The 20,920-nt window shown below is 59.2% G+C and carries 18 protein-coding genes; 13 read left to right on the forward strand and 5 right to left on the reverse strand.

Annotation, left to right across the window (positions count from 1 at the left end):
* Window positions 1-89 precede the first annotated feature (89 nt).
* Both H6F75_RS02100 and glmM read right to left on the reverse strand, forming a co-directional pair.
* Complete coding sequence (locus tag H6F75_RS02100; RefSeq protein WP_190748762.1) at window positions 90-527, reverse strand: hypothetical protein; 438 nt, start codon at window positions 525-527, stop codon at window positions 90-92.
* A gap of 269 nt (window positions 528-796) precedes the next feature.
* On the reverse strand, window positions 797-2,269 hold the full coding sequence (gene glmM / locus H6F75_RS02105) for a phosphoglucosamine mutase (protein WP_190748764.1): 1,473 nt from the start codon (window positions 2,267-2,269) through the stop codon (window positions 797-799).
* 91 nt (window positions 2,270-2,360) lie between these two features.
* Between glmM and H6F75_RS02110 the strand changes: the two genes are divergently transcribed.
* The 6 genes from H6F75_RS02110 (at window position 2,361) to cphA (ending at window position 10,318) form a co-directional block, all read left to right on the forward strand.
* Entirely contained in the window at window positions 2,361-2,825 is a 465-nt protein-coding gene (locus tag H6F75_RS02110) for a DUF309 domain-containing protein (protein ID WP_190748766.1), read from the forward strand.
* A gap of 373 nt (window positions 2,826-3,198) precedes the next feature.
* On the forward strand, window positions 3,199-4,050 hold the full coding sequence (locus H6F75_RS02115; RefSeq protein ID WP_190748768.1) for a glycosyltransferase family A protein: 852 nt from the start codon (window positions 3,199-3,201) through the stop codon (window positions 4,048-4,050).
* A 421-nt stretch (window positions 4,051-4,471) separates the two neighbouring features.
* Window positions 4,472-5,377 carry a glycosyltransferase family A protein gene (locus H6F75_RS02120; protein WP_190748770.1) on the forward strand — a complete coding sequence of 302 codons (906 nt, stop codon included), beginning with the start codon at window positions 4,472-4,474 and terminating at the stop codon, window positions 5,375-5,377.
* Between the two features lie 129 nt (window positions 5,378-5,506).
* Window positions 5,507-6,673, forward strand: coding sequence for a cysteine desulfurase family protein (locus tag H6F75_RS02125; protein ID WP_190748772.1), 1,167 nt, complete (start codon window positions 5,507-5,509; stop codon window positions 6,671-6,673).
* A 20-nt stretch (window positions 6,674-6,693) separates the two neighbouring features.
* Window positions 6,694-7,443, forward strand: a complete 750-nt coding sequence (locus tag H6F75_RS02130) for a DUF1995 family protein (protein WP_242019600.1) — start codon at window positions 6,694-6,696, stop codon at window positions 7,441-7,443.
* A gap of 184 nt (window positions 7,444-7,627) precedes the next feature.
* A complete protein-coding gene (gene cphA, locus H6F75_RS02135) occupies window positions 7,628-10,318 on the forward strand; it encodes a cyanophycin synthetase (RefSeq protein WP_190748774.1) in 2,691 nt (896 codons plus the stop codon).
* Window positions 10,319-10,416: 98 nt separating this feature from the next.
* Here cphA and H6F75_RS02140 read toward each other — a convergent pair whose 3' ends face one another.
* The gene (locus H6F75_RS02140) at window positions 10,417-11,433 is read right to left on the reverse strand and encodes a tetratricopeptide repeat protein (protein ID WP_190748776.1); all 1,017 of its coding nucleotides are present in this window, start codon (window positions 11,431-11,433) and stop codon (window positions 10,417-10,419) included.
* Between the two features lie 34 nt (window positions 11,434-11,467).
* Window positions 11,468-12,244, reverse strand: a complete 777-nt coding sequence (locus H6F75_RS02145) for a sigma-70 family RNA polymerase sigma factor (RefSeq protein ID WP_190748779.1) — start codon at window positions 12,242-12,244, stop codon at window positions 11,468-11,470.
* A 287-nt stretch (window positions 12,245-12,531) separates the two neighbouring features.
* Here H6F75_RS02145 and H6F75_RS02150 point away from each other — a divergent pair, with 287 nt between their 5' ends.
* Window positions 12,532-13,107 carry a glyoxalase-like domain protein gene (locus H6F75_RS02150; protein ID WP_190748781.1) on the forward strand — a complete coding sequence of 192 codons (576 nt, stop codon included), beginning with the start codon at window positions 12,532-12,534 and terminating at the stop codon, window positions 13,105-13,107.
* A 256-nt stretch (window positions 13,108-13,363) separates the two neighbouring features.
* Here the strand turns inward: H6F75_RS02150 and H6F75_RS02155 are convergent, their stop codons facing one another.
* A complete protein-coding gene (locus H6F75_RS02155; protein WP_190748783.1) occupies window positions 13,364-14,263 on the reverse strand; it encodes a hypothetical protein in 900 nt (299 codons plus the stop codon).
* A 770-nt stretch (window positions 14,264-15,033) separates the two neighbouring features.
* Here H6F75_RS02155 and H6F75_RS02160 point away from each other — a divergent pair.
* From H6F75_RS02160 to H6F75_RS02185, 6 genes are all read left to right on the forward strand, one after another.
* Window positions 15,034-16,059 carry a FecR domain-containing protein gene (locus tag H6F75_RS02160; protein WP_190748785.1) on the forward strand — a complete coding sequence of 342 codons (1,026 nt, stop codon included), beginning with the start codon at window positions 15,034-15,036 and terminating at the stop codon, window positions 16,057-16,059.
* A gap of 156 nt (window positions 16,060-16,215) precedes the next feature.
* Window positions 16,216-17,388 (forward strand): efflux RND transporter periplasmic adaptor subunit, encoded by a 1,173-nt coding sequence (locus H6F75_RS02165; protein ID WP_242019601.1) that lies wholly within the window; start codon window positions 16,216-16,218, stop codon window positions 17,386-17,388.
* A 9-nt stretch (window positions 17,389-17,397) separates the two neighbouring features.
* Window positions 17,398-18,561, forward strand: coding sequence for an ABC transporter permease DevC (devC, locus tag H6F75_RS02170; RefSeq protein WP_190748787.1), 1,164 nt, complete (start codon window positions 17,398-17,400; stop codon window positions 18,559-18,561).
* A 140-nt stretch (window positions 18,562-18,701) separates the two neighbouring features.
* Window positions 18,702-18,887, forward strand: a complete 186-nt coding sequence (locus tag H6F75_RS02175) for a hypothetical protein (RefSeq protein WP_190748789.1) — start codon at window positions 18,702-18,704, stop codon at window positions 18,885-18,887.
* Window positions 18,888-18,946: 59 nt separating this feature from the next.
* Entirely contained in the window at window positions 18,947-20,119 is a 1,173-nt protein-coding gene (gene devC / locus H6F75_RS02180) for an ABC transporter permease DevC (RefSeq protein WP_190748791.1), read from the forward strand.
* Window positions 20,116-20,898, forward strand: a complete 783-nt coding sequence (locus H6F75_RS02185; RefSeq protein WP_190748793.1) for a DevA family ABC transporter ATP-binding protein — start codon at window positions 20,116-20,118, stop codon at window positions 20,896-20,898. The genes devC (H6F75_RS02180) and H6F75_RS02185 overlap by 4 nt, the downstream gene beginning before the upstream one ends.
* Window positions 20,899-20,920: the final 22 nt, after the last annotated feature.

Genomic DNA, 20,920 nt, shown 5'->3' on the forward strand with positions numbered 1-20,920 from the left:
GGGTGGTTAAAGAGCCGGATTCGCAAACACCTCCCCCATGCCGACGGCTTACGTGCCGCTATTGAAGTCGTGCTCAAGCAAGCCGCGTCCTAACCTAGATGACCACAGCTATACTGGTAGGTACGGGCGGCGGGGCGCAGGCCGCTGAGCAGCAGGGCGGCCGCCGAGCCCCAGTAGCCGAGCTGGCTAATTCCTGTACTCGCTAGAAAATACAGGCCCAGGGCGGTGAGCAGGTGCAGCCCGAGGACGAGCCGCAGCGACCAGCGGGCCAGCGATCGCACGTAGTCAACCTGGCGATCGTCCACCGCAATGCCGTTTTCTACCGACAGGGTCGCTTCGCTCAGCGCTCCCTTCGCCTCGAAGTAGATATTCCAGGGCACGGTGGTAATTGTCAGCAGCCAGCCAAAGCTAGCTAAGCCCACGACCCAGTCGGCGAAGTTGCCTACAGGGATTTGCCACCACTGGGCCAGGCCAAAAATGCCCAATAAAATTATCACCAACATCAGGCTGAAAAAGCTCGCCACCATCGCTAGGCTCCAAACGCAATTAAGGGGCAGATAGGTCGAGGAAATCCCCGTCTATCTGCCCCTATGGTGGCCGCTGTAGTTTGGCTCAGCGTGGCCGCTATACCGGTTTTTCAGGTGTTCCTAGTACTTGACCAAGCTGATTTTGACAAGTTCTACCGGTCTAAGGTTCAAGGTCTTAGGTTTAGGGCAGGTCGTGAACCTAAGACCTTAAACCTTGTACCCCCACGAACCTGTCACCTTGTGCCCCTACACCCCAGGTCAGGGCGGAGTTACCCCGCTAGGTGCTGGGTGACGGCCTGAACAATGTGCTGGGTCCAGCGATCGACGAGACCTGCGTCTGCGGCCTCGACCATGACTCGAATTACCGGCTCGGTGCCGGAGGGACGCACCAGCACCCGACCCGCGTCACCCATGGCTTGCTCAGCGGCGGCAACGGCTTGGCAAACGGGGGCGCAGTCTTGCCAGTTGAGACGGCGATCGCGATCAACCACCATTACGTTTTGCAGCTTTTGCGGATAGGTTTGGAAGCTGTCATCCACCAGGGCGGCCAGCGAACCACCCAGTGTCTGCACTAGAGTCGCTAGGTGCAGGGCGGTGAGAATGCCGTCACCGGTCAGGCTGTAGTGGTGGCAGAGAATATGACCCGATTGTTCACCCCCAAGCTTTGCTCCTCGGCGAACCATTTCGCTATAAACATGTTGATCGCCAACTTGGGTGCGCACCAAGGTGCCGCCCAGCTTTTCCCAGGCGCGCTCAAAGCCGAGGTTGGCCATAACGGTAGAAATTAGGGTGTCGTTGGGCAGCCGTCCCTGCTCTTGCAGCCGCTTGCCCCAGAGGTAGAGAATGTAGTCGCCATCAACCACGCGACCCTGGGCATCCACCGCCATCACCCGGTCGGCATCGCCGTCGAAGGCAAAACCCAGGTCGGCCCCGTGGGCTTGAATAGCGGCCTTTAAAGGCTCCAGGTGAGTCGAGCCACAGTCCACGTTAATGCGATCGCCGTCGGGGGCACCATGCAGGGCAATTACCTCAGCTCCGGCCTCCACAAACACCTGCTCGGCCAGGCGAGTGGCCGAGCCCCAGGCCATATCGAGCACCACCTTCATGCCCGTCAAATCAAGGCCGGGCAGCAGGGGCTCATGCAAAAAGCTGGCGTAGCGGTTGACCAGCTCAGGGCGGTAATAGCACTGTCCCCAGGTGGAGCCAGGGGCGATCGCCGTGGCCTGACCCCGCAGGGCCGCTTCAATGGCGGCCTGCACAGGGCTGGATAACTTGGTGCCGTCTCCGCCAAAAAACTTAATGCCGTTGTCCGCTGGCGGGTTGTGGCTGGCCGAAATCATAATGCCGCCTAAGGCCTGGCACGACTCAGCCAGGTAAGCGACAGCAGGGGTTGGGCAGAGCCCAATGTGCCACACATCTAGCCCCGCCGAGGTCAACCCAGCGGAGAGGGCGCTGGCCAGCATGTGTCCAGAGGTGCGAGAGTCTTGGCCTAAAATAATTGGTCTGTCGGTCAAGCCCTGCGCCTGCATAATCTGCCCAGCCCAGTAGCCGATTTCCATGGCTAGGGGAGCATTTAGCAGATCGCCTGCTTTGCCGCGAATACCATCGGTGCCAAACAGAGGACCGGCGGGAAGTTGTAGACCACCCAATCCCTTCAGCGATCGCTCAACAGCGGCCTCAGTATCAATGAGTTGCTGACTGACAGGTACCGTGCCCGTCGGCCTTACCGGAGAACTTACCATGTTAATTTTCCTCACACCTCACACTCACAGTGGAGGATAACACCTCTGCCTTAGGATGGAACTATCCCTTTAGGCCAGTTCCCCCATAGTTATGGCCGTCGATATCCCTAGCGATAGTGTTGATCCCCGCCTAGGGGAAGGCATTGCTCTGTTCAATCAAGGCGAGTACTATGCCTGCCACGATGTGCTCGAAGCCATCTGGATGGAGGCCAACACCCTTGAAAAGCCGTTTTACCAAGGTATTTTGCAAATTGCGGTGGGGCTTTATCACCTGGGCAACCACAACTGGCAAGGTGCCAGCATTCTGCTTGGAGAAGGAGTGAACCGCCTGCGCCCCTTCGAGCCCACCTATGGAGGCATCGATGTAGAACGTTTAGTTGACTGCGGTTGGGCCTGGTTGACCGCCCTGCACCAGAGCGGCCCTGAGCAGGTAGCTGACGTAGCAGCGGCGGTGCCCCTGGCTCAGGGAGAGCCAGCGGCGGGGGCTGACCCAAAGGCCGTAGTGGCGATCGCCGGAGTCGAGCACCCCTTGCCAGCACTACACATAGCCGTATAGCCCCAGGCCTGCCTAAACAGCAGGACCATCCTGAAGGACGCAGTTTTGTAGTGAAATTTACAGTAATTCGCTTTCAGGCAACCCCAGAGGATCCCTTGAGGCATTTTGGGGTAGCACGCTGTCTCCTATGGAGTTTCTATCAAGTTTAAGACTGTGTTCGCCTGTAGCAGCCCCATGTCTCCGTTTACATGAACCTCTTTACGGAATCTTCTGCTTTGAGAAGACGGGGCTATACACTAGCGTGTCATGCGAGTCGACCTCACCCTGGCGGTTAGCCGTTGCCCCTAGGTTTAGAAGACTTAGCGAAACGGCTTAGATATGTAACTACGGAGCACTGCGATCGCGGATTGTTTATTCACCCTGAATCGTCACAATGGAAATAAGCGTTATCATCCCCTGCTTCAATGCCGCACCGGTTATTGGGCAGCAGTTAGAGGCTTTGGCCAAGCAAACCGTTGCCCCCTATGAGGTGATCGTGGCCGACAATGGCTCTACCGACAACAGCCGCGCTGTGGCTGAGCAATACGGCGATCGCCTGCCGAGGTTAAAGGTAATTGATGCAGCGGGGGTTCAAGGTGCTTCCCATGCCCGCAACATGGGGGCTAAGGCCGCCACCAGCGACTACTTGGCCTTTTGCGATGCCGATGACGTCGTCAGTGAGGGCTGGCTTGAGGCCCTGAGCCAAGCCTTCGCTAGCCATAGCTTTTTAGCCTGCCGCCTCGACTACGAAAAACTAAATAGCGACACAACCAATACCTCACAAACCGACGGCCTACAAAACTTTAGAACACCCTTTTACCCCTTTGCCGGGGGTTGCGGGTTAGCCATTCGCAAAGACATTCACGAATCGATAGGCGGGTTCGACGAAACCATCTCCCATTTAGAAGATGCCGACTACTGCATTCGCGTGCAGATTGCCGGTCACCCCCTAGTGTTTGTACCTGACGCAGTAGTGCACTATCGCTACGCGACGGACACCGAACAGTCCTTTTTTGAGGCCCGCCAGGCGACCTACCGCAAAGCCTACAACTGGGGCTACGGGCTAGCCACCCTCTACCGGCGCTACCACAGTCAGGGTATGCAGTTACACGGGCTACCGCCGCGTTTGGTGTTAATCCCACTGTGGGGGCTGCGAGTTTTAGGGTCTGGGTTTAAGTCCCACAGCAGCGTTTGGCGGTTGGGCTGGCATATGGGCGTGGTCAACCGGCTACTTGCTAAGCCATAGTCCGCCTCAGCGTTTGTTCTAACTACCCTGGGCGCATTGCTTCGCGTTAGTGAGCGTGACCAGGGCTCTGGATAGTTTGCTCAACCCTCAACGCAATGACCATAGGCCAGTACACCGCCCCGGTTTTCGCCAGCGGTAGTGAGCCAGGGCTTGGGCACAGCGATCGCTATATCTACGTCTAGGCGTTCTGGGCCATCCCTACCCAGGTAACTGTCTAACCAGCCGCTAAAGCCGCTAGATGACCATCTCTATCTTCTAGGAGATGGGGTTCACAGGCGCGCGAAAGTAGGATTGCGAGTTAAGTCGGTTACTTACTTGCCTGATGTTATGCCTGCACAAAGCCGATAGGTAGGGGTGACCAAGAGATGTGGAGCACTGTGATCGCGAGTCGCCTGCTTACCTAAGTTCGCTAACGAAAACTATGAAAATAAGCGTTATTGTTCCTTGTTTTAATGAAGCAGCCGTCATTGGGCAGCAGCTAGAGGCACTGACGAAGCAGACCGTTGCCCCCTACGAAGTGATCGTGGCCGACAACGGCTCCACCGATAACAGCCGCACCGTGGTTGAGCAATACCGCGATCGCCTACCCCGCCTAAAGGTGATCGATGCAGCAGGGGTGAAGGGTGCTTCCCACGCTCGCAATGCCGGGGCCAAGGCCGCCACCGGCAACTACCTAGCTTTTTGTGACGCTGATGATGTCGTCGATCAAGGGTGGCTTGAGGCATTGGAACAAGCTTTCACCAGCTGCGGTTTTCTAGCCTGCCGCCTGGACAACGAAATGCTCAATCCGGGCGCTGTCAACACTCCACAAAACCAGGGGCTGCAAAACTTCAGAACGCCCTTTTATCCCTTTGCCGGGGGCTGCGCGTTGGCCATCCGCAAAGATATTCACGAGTCGGTGGGTGGGTTCGATGAAACGATTTCCCACTTAGAAGATGCCGACTACTGCATTCGTGTGCAGATGACAGGTCACTCCCTGACCTATGTGCCCGATGCAGTGGTGCATTACCGCCACGGTACGGGCACCAAACAGTCGTTTGTAGAGGCCCGCCAGGCAACCTACCACAAAGCCTACAACTGGGGCTATGGGCTAGCTACCCTCTACCTACGCTACCGCGACCAGGGCATGCAGCTGCACGGGCTAGCACCACGCGTCGTGCTGATTCCGCTGTGGGGGCTGCGGGTTTTAGGGACTGGGTTTAAGTCGCACAGCAGCCTCTGGCGGTTGGGCTGGCACATGGGCGTGGTCGATCGCTTGCTTAGCACTGCCGAGGTACCCAGTCCACCAGTATCTGCCCCACTGGTGGCAGCGCTAGCAACCAGGTAGTAGGGCGGCAGCACCCCAGGGCAAAGTGGGCCATAGCTAACGTGGTTTTGTTTGCCCGTTAGGGATAGCGCTCCCTGCTAGGATGGACTTTGTGCCCCAGGGGTGTGCTGTTCTCTTGTCGAGCTCGCTATGCAGATTTATTTAGATTACAGCGCTACTACGCCCCCACGCCCAGAAGCGATCGCCGCTATGCAGGCCGCCATGGCTGAGCAGTGGGGCAATCCCTCTAGCCTGCACCACTGGGGTGGCCAGGCCGCCACTGTTTTGGAGCAGGCGCGCTTGCAGGTGGCGTCGTTGCTCAATGCCGACGACAATTCGGTAATCTTTACGGCGGGGGGCACCGAGGCCGACAATCTAGCGCTGCTAGGGGTAGCTCGGCGCTATCGAGTGCCCCAGCACATTGTTATCTCATCGGTAGAACATTCTGCCGTTGAGCAGCCGGCCCAGCACCTTGAGCAGCTGGGTTGGCAGGTCACTCGGCTGCCAGTCGATGCCCAGGGGCAGGTGAGCCCAGCCGCTCTGCGCCAGGCCCTGCGCGACAACACCGTGCTGGTGTCGATTATCTATGGCCAGAGCGAGGTGGGTACCCTCCAGCCCATTGAGGTGCTGGGTCAGATCGCCCGTGACCACGGAGCGCTGTTTCACACCGATGCGGTGCAGGTGGCGGGGCGGCTGCCCATCGACGTGCAAACCCTGCCGGTCGATCTGCTGTCGCTCTCTAGCCACAAAATCTATGGCCCCCAAGGGGCTGGAGCGCTGTATGTGCGCCCCGGAGTTGAGCTGGAGCCGCTGCTGGGCGGGGGCGGCCAGGAGTTTGGTCTGCGATCGGGCACCCAGGCGGTGCCGGTGTTAGCGGGGTTTGGGGTGGCAGCGGCCCTGGCGGCAGCGGAAATGCCCAGTGAAACCCTGCGGTTGATTGGGCTGCGCGATCGCCTCTTTGAGCAGCTGGCCGATGTCGCTGAGCTGGTGCCCACGGGCGATCGCCGCCACCGGCTGCCCCACCACGCCAGCTTTTGCATTGCCGCTGCCGATGGCGATCGGGTCAGCGGCCGTACCCTGGTGCGCGAGATGAATCTGGCGGGCATTGGCATTAGCGCCGGATCGGCCTGCCACAGTGGCCAGGTGAGCCCCAGCCCAGTGCTGCTGGCCATGGGCTACAGCGATCGCGCGGCCCGCTGCGGCATTCGCCTCACCCTGGGGCGGCACACCACTGCCGCCGATATCGACTGGACGGCGATGGTGTTGCGCCAGGTGCTCCATCGCGCCCTCATCCCTTTGACCTTATCTCCGGTGTAGAGCCTGCTATGGATAGTGCTATGGATTCTGTCACGATGTCCCCTGGAGCTGGCGTTCCGGCCAGTCTCGAAGACGCGATCGCCCAGGCTCGGGGAGCTACCCAAGCGGCCATCCAGGCGGGAGTGCCCCGAATGGTGGTCGAGCTGGCCTACTCCGAGCTGAAGGGCATGCCCGTAGCCCAGCAGTTTTACCCCGCCCTGCAAGAGCTGGGCCTGGTCTTCAAGGTTTATTTTCCCGATGCGGGGGCGGCGGCTCTGGCCCGCCGCGACTGGGGCAACCCCGACTTTGTCGTGCGGGCAATCGGGGAGCTCCACAGCGAGATGGAGCCCGGCGACCAGGCCTATCTGTTTGTGGAGCCCTCATCGATCGAGGTCAATCAGGTCGAGGAGATGTGTGCTCAAGCGGGCGACGCCTTCGTTATCATGCTCAACCCCAAGCTCGAAGACGTGGCTACCATTGGCATTGGCTACGCTGGACGGCAGCTGCGCGATCGCTTCCTCAGCACCCTAGAGCCGGTCTACTACCTGCGACCCATGGAGGGTGCCGTGCTGTTGCGCTGCTACCCTAATCCCTGGCAGGTGTGGCAAGAGACCGACAGTGGCTATGAGCTGCGGGCCGAATCACCCGAAAAGCCCTCCGGTGAAGCGATCGATCGCATTTTGATGGGCGATACAGCCGACTCTAGCGAGCCCAGCACGGCGGCCTCTAAGGGCAAACGAGGCGGTTTCCTAAACGAGCTCCAGGGGTTCATTCGCGCCCTGACTCAGTAAATTAGCCTCAGCGAGCATCCTAGCTGGATTATTCCTGCTACTGCTAGCAAGATCGTGCCTCGGGGATACTGTCTTGGGTCCTGACCTGAGGTTATACTGCACTACACCCCGGCCCGATCACCCCTGCCGATCGGCGCTGCTCTCAGGCCAACCCTGTTCTATGACTGGTGAGTAACGACAGCCCATGCGAATTCTCAAAACCCAGACTCTACGAGGGCCAAACTACTGGAGCATCCGCTATCCCAACCTGATTCTGATGCGGCTGGATTTAGAAGGCCTTGCCGACCGCCCCTCTGACCAGATTCCCGGGTTTTACGAAGCGCTGGTAGAAACGCTCCCTAGCCTGATTGAGCACTTTTGTTCTCCAGGGCACCGGGGGGGCTTCTTGAGTCGGGTGCGCCAGGGCACCTACATGGGCCATATCGTCGAACATGTCGCCCTCGAGCTGCAAACCATGGCCGGCATGCCGGTTGGCTTTGGCCGCACCCGTAGCGTGGCCGAGGCCGGAGTGTATCAGGTGGTGTTTGAGTATCAGAACGAGCAGGCCGGACGCTACGCGGGCCGTGCGGCCGTGCGCCTGTGCAACAGTCTGGTCGAAACCGGTCACTACTCCAAGGAAGACCTGGAGCAAGACCTGGCCGACCTGACCGAGTTTCGCCTTGATGCCGCCCTGGGGCCCAGCACCGAAGCCATTGTGCGCGCCGCCGAAATTCAGGACATTCCCTGGATGCAGCTCTCCACCCGAGCGATGATTCAGCTCGGCTACGGTCGCTATCAGCAGCGGGTGCAGGCTACCCTGAGCAGCAAAACTAGCATTCTGGCAGTAGAGCTGGCCTCTGACAAGGAGGGCACCAAGCAGATCTTGCGCAACGCCGGAGTGCCCGTGCCCCGGGGCACCGTCATTAACTATTTAGACGAACTCGAGAATGCGATCGAGGATGTGGGCGGCTACCCCATCGTGATTAAGCCCCTCGACGGCAACCACGGGCGCGGCATTACCATCGACATCGACACCTTCGAGGCGGCCGAGGAAGCCTACGAAGCGGCCAAAGAGGTGTCCCGGGGCGTGATTGTCGAACGCTTCTATCGGGGTCGCGACCACCGGGTGCTGGTGATCAATGGCCGGGTGATTGCGGTGGCTGAGCGAGTGCCAGCCCACGTGGTTGGCGACGGCAAATCGACTATTGAGCAGCTGATCGACATCACCAACCAAGACCCCCGCCGTGGGGTAGGCCACGACAACCTGTTGACCCGCATTGAGGTCGATCGCACCACCTGGCAGCTGCTCGATCGCAAGGGCTACACCCTTGACACCGTGCTGCCTGCGGGCGAAATGTGCTACCTGAGGGCCACCGCCAACCTGAGTACCGGCGGCATCGCCATCGATCGCACCGACGATATTCACCCAGACAACATCTGGGTGGCCCAGCGCATCGCCAAGACCATCGGCCTCGACATCGCCGGCATCGACGTGGTCACCACCGACATCTCCAAGCCCCTGCGCGAAGTGGATGGGGTAATTGTGGAAGTCAACGCTGCCCCCGGACTGCGCATGCACGTGTGCCCCAGCGTCGGCATCGCTCGCAACGTGGCCGAGCCGATTTTGGCCATGCTGTTCCCGCCGGGTCAGCCCGCTCGCATTCCGGTGGTGGCAATTACCGGCACCAATGGCAAAACCACCACCACCCGTCTCACCGCCCACATCTTTAAGCAAACCGGGCAGATGGTAGGCTTTACCACCACCGACGGCATCTATATCGGCGACAACATGGTAGAGCCCGGTGACACCACCGGCCCCCAGAGCGCCCAGGTAATCTTGCAAGACCCCACCGTGGAGGTAGCGGTGCTGGAGACGGCGCGGGGCGGCATTTTGCGATCGGGCCTGGCCTTCAAAGACTGCGACATTGGCGTAGTGCTCAACGTCGCCGCCGACCACATGGGCCTGGGCGATATCGAAACCCTCGAAGATATGGCCCACCTCAAGAGCGTAGTAGCCGAAACCGTGCGGCCCAGCGGCTACGCAGTGCTCAACGCTGACGATTCTCTAGTGGCGGCGATGGCCCAAAAGGTGAAGAGCCAGGTAGCCTACTTCTCAATGGATCCCCACAACGAGCTGGTGCGCAAGCATTCTCAGCAGGGGGGGTTGGCCGCCGTCTACGAGCAGGGCTATCTATCGATTCTCAAGGGCGACTGGCTGCTGCGCATTGAGCAGGCCGACAAGGTGCCCCTGACCATGGGCGGCAAGGCTCCCTTCCAAATTGCCAACGCCCTAGCGGCCAGTTTGGCGGCTTTTGCCCAGGGGGTTGACATTGGCTACATTCGTCAAGCCCTGCACACCTTTGAGGCCTCCACTGACCAGACCCCAGGCCGCATGAACCTGTTCAATTTGGGTCGGTTCCACGCCCTGGTCGACTACGCCCACAACCCCGCTAGCTACGAAGCCCTGGGTGGTTTTGTGAAAAACTGGCCGGGCAAGCGCATTGGTGTGGTAGGTGGCCCTGGCGATCGCCGCGACGATGACTTCATCACCCTCGGTAAGCTAGCGGCCCAAATGTTTGACGACATCGTGGTTAAAGAGGACGACGACACCCGGGGTCGGGGCCGGGGTGACGCCGCCAAGTGGATTATTCACGGCATTGAGGAGGGGGTTGGCCACGCCAGCTACCGCACCATTCTCGATGAAACCGAGGCGATTAACACGGCTCTAGACAGCGCTGAGGATGGCAGCCTGGTGGTGATTCTGCCCGAGACCGTGACCCGGGCGATCGCCTTGATCAAAGCCCGCAACCCATTGCCTCCTGTGAAGCTAGGGTTAGAGGGTGCCGCTGAGCTAAAAACTGCACCCTTCGACCAATACGCCCAGGTGCATCCCTAGGCGACAGGCGGCTAGTCTCTCCCACATTCCCCTCTCACACAAAAGGGCTTCCTCGGAAATCTGGGGAAGCCCTTTCGAGTAACTGATGTAGCAGCAGACTAAAACTCCAGCAGTCGATTGATGAACTCAGCTTCTAGGGACTTTTGCTGGAGATCACGCGCGATCTCTAGACCCAACGCAAAAGCCTGCTCGGCCCGAGCCCGGTCGTCAACTAGTAAGTAATAGTCACCCAGCGACCGATAGCTGAGGGCAGTCTGGAGATCTGGTGGCACAGTTCCCAAGGTAAGGGCGGCGCGCTGGTCAAGGTAGCCTTTGGCCTGAACCAGGTCGTCCCGCTCCAGGTAAATGTCGATCAGGCCATCGAGGGCGCGAATCTGCAGGTTGCGATCGCCCGCATCGACCCCCGCCCGGAGCCCTACCCGGTAGGCGCCAATGGCGTTAGAGTCGCGACCTAGAGCCACATAGACATCCCCCAGGCTGTTGGACGAGTGGGCCTCACCCACATAGTCGCTGGCCAAAATGCGGTAGTTGGTGGCGGCTTCGAGCAGTTGCACCGCCACATCTAGGTCGCCCCGCTGGGTTGCTACCTGACCCAGATTGCTCAGGGAAACGCCAATCGCCCGTGAATCTCCTGTGGTGCGAGCAATTTGCAGAGCTTCCTGAAAGTGAGCCTGCCCTTCGTTCAGTCGACCCTGGTTGATGTAGAGATTGCCTAAGTTGTTGAGGCCATAAACCTGCCCAAGCAGGTCATCGTTGTCGCGGGCGGTACCAATGCGCAGCACAAACGCTCGCTCGGCTTCGGGGTAGCGGTCTAGGGTGGCAAAGGCTGCTCCCATAGAACCGTAGGCCCGCCCCGCCGATAGGCCGTCACCCAGCAGGCGATAGATCTCGGCCGCCTCGGCCCAAGAATCTACGGCCTGGGTAAGATTGCCCTCGGCCAGCTGCTGGTTGCCCAGCTGCATCCAGCCGTCGGCCACATCCCGCGACTCTCCCTGGGTCGCGCTGTTAGGGCGCAGATCAAGTTGTTCTTCCAAGTTAGCGGCTGGGGCAGCCTGCCCAACCAGCAGCATTAGACCCAGCGCCAGACTCAGTTTACCGATGTGCTTCATTGCCATTGCCCCTCCTCAGGACTCCCGTTGCGGGTCAGAATTAGTTGGCCCATTCGTTGCCGAAGTCTCCGCCAAAGTCTCCAGCGGTGCCCACTAGGTTGGCGTCTCCTAGACTAACGCCCTCCAGGTCGGGAACGGTCAGCAGGCCGTCAAGGTCATCGGGTAGGGGCTCGGGGCGCAGCGACTGATCGCCCAGATAGATCTGGCGAATATCCTCGGGCAGGGCCGACTCCAGGTGCTGAAAGGCCGACCCCAGCTTCTGGCGCACATCGGCCGCTGTCAGGGCCTCACCTTCGGCCTGAAGATAGGCGGCAATGCGGTTCTCGCTCCAGCGAAAGGTGAGGGCCATGACCGCCACCAGCCGCTCTACCGCAGGCAGGCGATCGAGGGCCTGCTCGACATAGCACCACAGGGGAGGCGTAGCCTGATCGAGGGAATAGTGGATGGTCTCAACCTCGGGCACCACCGCCTGGTTGATGCACAGGGCGGTGATATTGATCAGCCAGTTCTGTAGGGTAAACGCTCCAGGCCCCTCGCCCGCCACCGCCTCAGGGCATTCCACACCGCCCAGCTCGAGAAGAATGTGCCGCCAGGTCAGGGCAAACAGGTATTCGGCCTGCACGGGCGATCGCGCCGAGTGGCGAATCAGGCTATAGACCATGGGGCTATAGCGACAAAAAATTGCTGTGAAGTAACGCCCTGCATCGCCGTGGCGCTGAAACAGCTGCACCAGTTCGCGATCGCTCAAATGGTGCAGCGACTGCACCAGCCTGTGGTCACACTCAGGAAAGTTAGGAATAGGCGCTGGGCTAGACATAGGTTGAGCCGTGGAGAACGTTGACCAAAGCCACCCCCAGATCTGCGATCGCTACTGACCCAGGCTGCGGGTAAATCAGCCTTTAATATACCTACCATGGGGATTTTGGCGACGTATTTTTTGTGAAACTCACAGATTTTCCCAGGCCTAGGGGCAAGATGCCGCCACCTCCTCAGCAAGTACCTCATGACTGGGGAGTTAATGGCAGAATTGATACACTGGTTACGAGCCATTAGTATTGGGGCGAGTGCCACAACTGCCCTTGTCGTTACCCTGTGAGTAGGCCTATGCTGCTTGACTGCTCCCTAAACCTTCGCCTGGCTTCCCTGCTGGGGCTGCCCCTCGACAGCATCATGTCGACCCAGGGAATTATGGTCTTGCTGCTAGTGGCCTACGCTGGGGCCATGTGGATGTTTCTCAAGGGTGCCCCCAAGGTCTACACGGTGATGGTGTCTGATCTGGAAGTAGCCCGTCACTTCTATGAGGGCATGCTCAACCTGCCCGCCGCTGAAGTGCCCCTGCACTACTACTACAACTACGAGCAGACCCTGGGCACTGCTGGCCTCGACCCCATGTATTTGGGTGGTGCCACCAGCCTGGCCAGCCAAAACGTGATGAACAGCCCCGAAGGGCTGTGGTACCAGCTGCGCAAAAACACTCAGCTCCACGTGGTGGGCGGCGCCAGTCTAGGCCACCGCAACCAGCAGCGTCACGTCTGCTTTGACCACAATTGTCTGGAGTACATTTTGATGCGTGTGCAGCTAGGCGGCGTGCAGCACAAAATTCGCAACGAAAAACCCCTCAACTTTTTGGTCAAAGACTACGACAACCAGGTGATTGAGCTAGCCGAAATCAACGATTAGTTTGTTGCTCATTCAGATTGATAGTGGTTCTAGAGGAGCTGAATCACGACTGCGCTAAATCTTGCTGCATTGACCAGCATTCTGCACCCTCAGTTCATGAAATGTGGCTGGGTGTTGCTCCTAGGCATGGGCTGCGATCGCCTCAAACTACTGCTCACGTCATTAGAGACAACTAGCTGCCGTCAGCAGTGTCACAGGCCTTCCACGACACTGCTAACAGCCAGCGCAGGTATATGGCTACCTCAACAACGTCGGGCTAAAACAAGGGTATCGTGGCGTCGATCGCCGCGCCAAAGAAGGTGTCGTTAAATCGCACCCGGGGCTCAGAGGAGCGGCCAAAGCTAACGCCGCCGTAGACGTTGAAGCGCAGGTTGGGGGTAATGCGGTAGACCACCTGCCCCAGCACCTGCTGAAAGGTGTCGTAGCGGTCTTGGGCGGTGTAGTCAATGAAATTGAGCTGGTAGCTGAGGCCCGCTTGTAGCCGAGGGGTGATGTCGTAGCCCAGGTAGCCTCCGGCCGACTGAAAGAAGCGGCTAAAATCAGTGGCGGTGCCGCCGCTGGTAGACTGGGCACCGTTGAACTGAAGCAGATAGTAGGTGTCGAGGGCCAGCTTTGGCGTAATGGGGTCACGGCGACCTAGGGTAAGGCCCAAAGCCGTATTTTTGAAAAATCTTCCTCGGTTGCCGCCGGGGCGATACAGCTCTTGGTAAGTGAAAACCAGCTGCCCATAGCTGCGGGGAGTTAACCCCTGACGCAACCCCACCCGCAGGCGCAAATCGTCGTAGTTGAGAGACGATTGGGAACCGTAGCGCTGTAGCCCGTAGTCAGCAGTGGCAATCAAGGCGGTTTGCGGCCCTAGGGAAGGGTAGATGCCAAAGCCAATTGAGGGACGAAAAAAGGTGTCGCCGGTCAACCCGCCTACATCGTTGACGGCCAGCAAAATGTTGTCGCTGCTGGCGATCGCCAAGCGAGCCGAGAAAAATCCAATTTTTGCCGGGGGTCGCGCTGCCACCGGAATCGGAGGCTGATCGCGAATGCGCAAAATCCCCAGGTCGTTGTCCTCCAGCACGCTGCGCACCTGAATGACCCCCAGCTCGGGGTCTTGCCCTGTGGGGTCAGCATCGGGGTCAGTCTGAGCCAGGGATGCCGGAGTCAAAGACTGGGCAACCGGGGTTGGTGGAGCCAGCGCGGCCGCAGTGGTTAGATAGGTCTCAGTAACAAGGGCTTGGTCAGGGGCCGCAGGCCTAGAGACAGCTGGGTTAGGGCTCAGTGGCTGAACCAATGGCTCCTCGACTGGTTCCTCCTCGGTAGATGGGACCAGGGTCACAATTGGGTCACCCAACTCCGAGGGGGGTGTTGATGACCGAGGCTGTAGGGGCGCCGCAGCTGCCTCAACCGCGATCGAGGTTGTTACCTCAACATTGGCGGCAGGGACCGCCGGAGGGCCCAACTGCTCTGCCTTAGCGCGGTCCGGCAGGACACCGCTACAGAGCAGGCCAAAGCTAACTAACGCCAGGGGGAGGGAGGGGTGCCGCTTAACCAATGGAGTCTGCCTGGATATAACGTGTGTTGTCCTGTCACCAGCAGAATCACTGATATTGCTGCTGATTCCCGAAAAAAGGGCTCACATTCATTAAAGATTTAATTTGAAGGGGACACAAGATTTATGAACCCGCCCCGAATTGAATTGCCTGAACCCTACCATAGAGCTAAGCCTCCGCTTCGATAGCGCCCAGTCTGCTAATACCTTGCCAAAACGGCGACAGCGCTGCTCCAGTTTTGAGTTGATGGTGTTACCCCTGGCGCTAAACTGCCACTGTTGGGGTATTCTACCCACAATCCCCAGCCGTCAGGGGCTAGGGCATTGGCCGCATCTACCTTAGGGCTATGGGCCTGCTGTAATTAGTGGTCACTCTTCACTGAGCTATGGTTTTTCATACCAATGGTTTTTCGGCGCTGCTGCTGGCGATTGCAGGCAGTACTGCGATCGCGTCTCCGGGTCTGGCAGAGGTGTCCTGGGCCTGGGCTAACTTACGAACTAGCACCTATCAAGTGAGTCTGGTTTCCGCCAGCGGCAACACCCGCTCGGCCGCCGTGGCCGACTGCTTTTGCCCAGGGGAGATTCTGAACACCGGCGCTGCGGCTAGGGCCGAGGTGCTCTTCAACGATGGATCGCTGACTCGGGTAGGCGAGCAGGCCAGCCTGCGATTTTGGCCCGACACCCGGAAGCTGCTGCTGAACCAAGGTACGGTGGCCCTGTTTGTACCTCCCAGCCAGGGGCGGACGACGGTCCAAACCCCGAACGCCACGGTGGGGCTCAACAGCACTGCCGTGGTAGTGCGTTACGTGCCCTCTCGGCAGCTGACCCTAGTAATGGCCCTGGCCGACTTACTCACAGCTCCCGTGCTGGTGACAGCGGCCGAAACGGGCCAAGAGCTGGCGCTCTATGGAGGGCAAATGGCCTTTATTGGCGACGGTAGCTGGCAGGTTGTGGAGTTTGACCTGCTGGAGTTTTACCAGACCAGCGTTTTGATGGCAGGTCTGCACCTAGACGACCCCGCCTATCGCCCCGACCGCAATGACCCCCTGGCCGCTGTGCGCCCCGATCTGCTACGCACCCTAGAGCAGCAGACTCCCTTTAATACCGAAAACGCAATTTTAGATCCTGCCTTAATTAATGATTTTGCCTCTGAGGTCAGCACCCAGGGAGTAGAAGACTTGCTGCTCACAACTCCTGCTGCCCCAGTGGAAGAGCTAAGGCGCCTCAACGATACGCCGCCTGGGGTGGTCAATCCGCTTCCAGCCCTCCCGGCTACGGCTTCTCCACCTACTGCAAGTCCTCTCACCGTTGAGGCTCCACCTGCTGAAGGTTCAGCGGCGACACCCGTTGAACCTTCAGGAGCAACACCTGCCAGCGCTGGCGGAACCCCAGCATCTAGCCCGACGCCTTAGGCCGTTGGCGGCAACTAAGTTCTGAACCTCGCTAGCCTAAGGGCTTGACGGGAAATATCCGGCGATCGCCTCGGGTCTCGCCTCAATTCGGCTGCCTTTGCCCATTGACTAAACTACACCGTTCAGTTAAATTCAGTGCAGTTGTCCTACGCGCCTATGTCTACCCACCCGATTCAGCCCTGGAGAAAGCCGAGTTTTTGGCTGTTGATTGGTGCCCTGCTGTTAGTCGGGGCCGGTTCCACCATAGCGGTGCGCAACGTCATGCAAAGCCGCCAGGCCGCTCGCGAGCAGGCCGAGCTGCCGCCCCCGCAGCAGGTGAAGGTGGTTGCTCTAGGGCGAATTGAGCCGGCCAGCCGCGTCATTGACGTGGCCACGGCCGAAGCCGGTCGCATCGATCGCCTTGAGGTGGAGAAGGGCGACCAGGTACAAGCAGGCCAAGTATTGGCCTACCTGGACACCTACGATGTGCGTCGGGCCGAGCGCGATGTGGCCGCCAGTGAGCTAGCCGAGGCTCGGGCCCAGCTCGCTGCCGAAACGACGTTAGGCAATTCCCAGGTGCAAGAGGCCAGCACTCGGGTTGGTCAGATCGACGAGCCGCAGCAGGCCGCGATCGCCGCTCAGCAATCCGCCGTTGAGAGCCTCCAGGCCGAGCTGAGCGTTGCTGAAATTGATTTGGCCCGATTTCAAGCCCTCAACGAATCGGGGGCGATCTCGCGCCAGGAGCTAGACCGCCAGCAGGCCACCGTCAATAGTTTGCGTGCCGATTTAGGCAACGCTCAGGCGACTAAGCAGCGGCTGGAGCAGGCCCGCCTCAGCGACATCAGAAATGCCCAGGCCCAGGTGGTTTCGGCCCGGGCCACCACTAGCCGCGACCAAGTGGCCAGCAAGGTTGACTCGGCCGCTCAAAACCTAGCTCTGGCTGAAGCCCAGCTGGCCCGCACCATTGTGCGATCGCCCCAGGCCGGTCAGGTGCTTGATATCTTTGCCTACCCTGGGGAGGCTGTTTCCCCAGCCGACGGCCCCATTTTGGCCCTCGGCGACACCAGTCAGATGGTAGTGGTAGCCGAGGTCTACGAGACTGATATTGGCCTGGTTGAAGTTGGGCAGCCGGCTACCATTACCAGCCGTAATGGGGCCTTTAGCGAGACCCTGACCGGTACCGTTAGCGAAATTGGCCTGCAAATTGCCAAAAATGACGTGCTCGACGACGACCCCGCCGCCAACGCCGACGCTCGCGTGGTCGAGGTGCGGGTGCAAGTCGACCAAAGCGATGCGGTGGCGGCCCTCACCAACCTCCAGGTCGACGTCGCCATCGACATTGAACCCTAGGAGGTGGCGATGAAATTTCCCTCCCTACCCCGCATTCCCCTGGCCTGGTACAACCTGCGGCACGATCGCCCCCGCCTGCTGGTGGCCGTGGCTGGGGTCACCTTTGCGGTGCTGCTGATGTTTATGAATCTGGGATTTTTGGGGGCGCTGGTTAGCACCACCGTCAACTTCTACGACCAGTTCAACGGCGATATTTTTCTGATCTCGCCCCAGTCCCTAGAGATTAGCTCGACCAAAGCGTTTCCCCGGGAGCGGTTGTATCAGGCAGCAGGTATTGAGGGAGTGCAGCAGGTGATGCCTCTCTATGCCGAATATGCTCTCTGGAAGAACCCCGAAACTAGCCTCAGCCGGGCAATGTTTGTCTATGCCTTCAACCCCAGCGACCCGGTGTTTCTCATGCCCGAGCTGAACACAACTGAGGGCATTCGAGCGCTACAGCAGCCTAATGCGGCCTTTATCGATCGGCGATCGCGCCCCGAGTTTGGCCCTCAAACCCTGGGTCTCGAGACCGAAGCCGATCGCCGCCGCATCACCATCGCCGGCCAGTACGACCTAGGGGGCGGCTTCGCTGCCGATGGCACCCTAATTATGAGCGACCAAAACTTTCGCCGCTACTTCGACCCGCGCCCGCTGGACCAAGTCAATCTAGGGCTGATTCTGCTAGAGCCCGGTGCTGACGCCGAGCGGGTGAAAACCGCCTTAGAAGCAGAGCTACCCGCCGATGTGGAGGTCTATACCAAGCCCGAAATCGTGGCTAAGGAGAGTCGGTTTTGGATTCAAACCACCTCAATTGGCTTTATTTTTGGCCTGGGGGTAGTGGTCTCTTTTGTGGTGGGCACCGTGATTGTCTATCAGATTCTCTACACCGATATTCGCGACCACCTACGGGAATATGCCACCCTCAAAGCGATCGGCTACAGCGGCGGCTATCTGTTCAAAACCGTAATTCAAGAAGCGCTACTGCTGGCCCTAATGGGCTACGTGCCGGGGTTAATTTTGGCGCTAGGGCTCTACCAGCTGGCCTACAACGCCACGGCGGGCACCCTGCCCATGCAGATGACGGTGTTTCGAGTCATTTTTGTGTTTTCCCTAACGGTGCTGATGTGTGCCCTGTCGGGGTTGATTTCGGTGCGTAAGGCCGTCACCGCTGACCCTGCGGAGGTATTTGCATGACCACTAGCGCCCGAAAACGTAGAGCTTGGAGCTGGGATGCAACCGATTTGGCGTGCAGCTATCCGGCCTGCAACCACTGTCTAAGGCATCGCCTTGCTCAAAAAGACACTCTATTCGCTCAGCCGTTTAGGATCGCCCGTATGACTCAACGTTTTCTGCCGCTGCTGTTTCCCGCCGTAGATCAACCAGTCTCTAGGATTGCTAGCCACCTGCTGCTTGATTGCCCTCGGTTGGCGGGGTCTCAGCCGCTTAGTAAGGTGGGCATTGCCCACCACCCATCTCTGCTTAACCAGCCTGCACAACCCAGCAAATCCGTTCAGTCCTGAAGGTCAAGGGTGGGCAGTGCCCACCCTACCGCCACCTAGAGCGTTAATTCAACATCGCCATGCAGCGTACCCCCCTCGCCCTCCTCAACCTGATTCACGATCGCAAAAAATTTCTCACCTCTATGGCTGGGGTGGCCTTTGCGGTGCTGCTGATGTTTCTGTTCACCGGTTTCAAAAACGCCCTCTACGACAGCCAAACCCAGCTGCTCGAGAAGCTCAACGGCGAAATCGTGATCGTCAACCGGCTAAAGGAGAACATGTTTGTGCCCCGCTCCTTTGCCCGCCGCCGCCTCTACCAGGCCCAGGCCTTTGATGGGGTAGAGGGGTCCTATGCTATCTACCTCAGCGACGCCCGCTGGAAAAACCCCGACACCCGCAAAACCCGTCCGGTGCGGGTAATTGCCTACAACCCCTCCGACCCGGTGCTGCCCATGCCCGAGGTGCTGGCCCGCCAGCAGGAGCTGCGGCTGCCCAACACCGCCATGATCGACGAGCGATCGCGTGACGAGGTCGGCCCCCGCGAAACCGGGGTGATTACCGAATTGGCTGACCGCGAGATTCGCATTGTGGGCACCTTTAGTCTGGGCACCGACTTTGCCTCGGGCAACGGTAACTTGATCATGAGCGACCAAAACTTTTTGCGGTTTTTTGCCAATCGCGGCCCCGAGGAAGAGGAGCGCAGCTTTGCCACCGCTGACATTGGCCTGCTGCGGGTTACTCCCGGCACCGACATCGGGGCTCTGGTGCAAGCCCTCAGCGACGGGCTGCCCAAGGACGTGCTGGTCCTGCCAATGCAAGGGCCTGAGGGGTTCATCGCTCGCGAGCGCACCTACTGGGAGGTCAATACCAACATTGGTTTTGTGTTCTCGCTGCTGACCGCGATGGGGTTTGTGGTGGGCATCATTCTGGTTTACCAAATTCTCTATACCGATGTGGCCGACCACTGGTCGGAGTACGCCACCCTCAAGGCGATCGGCTACGACAACGCCTATCTGTTTGGGGTAGTGATTCAGGAAGCGATTATTCTCTCGGTGCTGGGATTTGTGCCGGGCTTTTTGATCAGCGCCCTGTTCTACAACCTGGGGGCCACCGTCACCGGCCTGTTGTTTAAGATGACCCTAGAGCGGGTGGTTAACCTGTATCTAGCGACTTTCATTATGTGCTTAATTTCTGGCGCTGTAGCCGTGCGTAAGGTGCAGCGTACTGACCCCGCAGAGGTATTTGGCCTATGAGTGCTACGCCATTGTCTACGTCTTCCCCAGCGCCCGAGGTTACCGCTAGCTCGGTGCAGGTGCGTCACCTCGACTATTTCTTTGGCCGAGGCGATCTGCGCAAGCAGGTGCTCTTTGACATTAGCCTCGATCTGCACCCTGGCCAGATTGTGATTATGACCGGTCCTTCGGGTTCGGGCAAAACCACGCTGCTGACGCTGATTGGGGCGCTGCGATCGGCCAGCGAAGGCAGCCTTAAAGTGCTCGACCAGGAACTGGTAGGCATGGGCAATCGCCAGCTAGTCGAAATTCGCCGCAACATTGGCTTTATCTTTCAGGCGCACAACCTGTTTGAGTCGCTGACGGCGGCCCAGAACGTGGAGATGGCGGTGGAACTAACCGGCAATTTTCGTGGTAAGCGACAGCTGGCGGTGGATATTCTCAGCCAGGTGGGGCTGGCGGAGCGGGCCGACTACAAACCTGCGGCCCTGAGCGGGGGGCAAAAGCAACGGGTGGCGATCGCCCGCGCCTTGGTCAACCAGCCCAAGCTAATTTTGGCCGACGAGCCCACCGCCGCCCTCGACAAAAAGTCGGGCCGCGACGTGGTGACCTTGATGCAGCACCTAGCTAGCGAAAAGGGCTGCACCATTCTCATGGTCACCCACGACAACCGCATTCTCGATGTGGCCGATCGCATCATCAACTTAGTCGACGGCCGCCTAGAGTCCGATGAAAGCCCTCAGCAGTTCGCCGACTCCCACATCCCCAAATCCCTCGATCAAAAAATGTTCATCATGTAGAACGCCAGGACAAGACTAGGTT

The organism is Nodosilinea sp. FACHB-131, assembly GCF_014695395.1.
Lineage (GTDB): Bacteria > Cyanobacteriota > Cyanobacteriia > Phormidesmidales > Phormidesmidaceae > Nodosilinea.